This window comes from Amycolatopsis sp. SID8362, assembly GCF_010550475.1.
Lineage (GTDB): Bacteria > Actinomycetota > Actinomycetes > Mycobacteriales > Pseudonocardiaceae > Amycolatopsis > Amycolatopsis eburnea.
Genome location: NZ_JAAGNB010001800.1, coordinates 1 through 879, shown reverse-complemented (window position 1 = coordinate 879; position 879 = coordinate 1). Strand labels below are relative to the sequence as shown.

The following is an 879-nucleotide window of genomic DNA, read 5'->3' as shown; positions in this document are numbered from 1 at the left end:
CCCGGCAGCGGGTTCCTCGAGCTGGCCCTGCGGGCCGGGCAGCAGCTCGGCTGCGACCTGGTCGAGGAGCTCACCGTCGAAGCTCCGCTGGTGCTGGGCGAGCGGGACGCCGTCGCGCTGCAGCTGCGCGTCGGCGAGCCGGACGAAACCGGGCGCCGCGAGGTCAGCGTCCACTCGCGGCTCGAAGACCGGCCCTGGATCCGCCACGCCGCCGGCGTGCTCGCGACGGGGGAGCACCTCGACCCCGCTGACCCCACCTGGCCGCCGCCCGGCGCCGAACCGCTGTCCCCGGGCTCCTGGCGGCTCGGCGACACCGTGTACGCCGAGGTCGCGCTCGACGCCGGGGCCGGTGGGTTCGGCCTGCACCCGGCGCTGCTCGAGGCCGTGTTGCGCGAAGCAGGTGACCTGCTCGGTTCCGGCGGTCTCGTCCCGGCCCGCTGGGACCGGGTGTCCCTGCACGCGAGCGGTGCCACGGCGTTGCGGGCGCGGCTGCGCGTGGTGGACGCCGAGACGGTGTCGATCGCGCTGGCCGACGCCGCCGGAACGCCGGTGGCCTCGATCGGCACCGTCACCCTGCGCCCACCGTCCGATGTGGACACCACGGCCGACTCGCTGTTCCGGCTCGACTGGACGCCGGTGGTGCTGCCCGGCACCGCGGCGGAGGTCACCGCGCTGACCGGCGACCTCGCGTCGCTCACCGACGTCCCCGCGGTGGTGACCGTCGCGCTCGCCGGCGACGGCGACGTCGTGCCCGCCGCCCACGAGCTGACCGCCCGGGCACTGGGGCTGGTCCAGGACTGGCTGGCCGACGACCGGTTCGCGAAGTCCCGCCTCGCCTTCCTCACCCGCGGCGCGGTCGGCGGCGCGGACGTCGCGGCG

Annotated in this window: 1 protein-coding gene; it reads left to right on the top strand. The window is 76.9% G+C overall.

Annotated elements, in window-relative coordinates; translation table 11 throughout:
* A partial coding sequence (locus G3I65_RS54945) for a polyketide synthase dehydratase domain-containing protein (RefSeq protein WP_203612771.1) occupies positions 1–879 on the top strand: 879 nt, incomplete at both ends.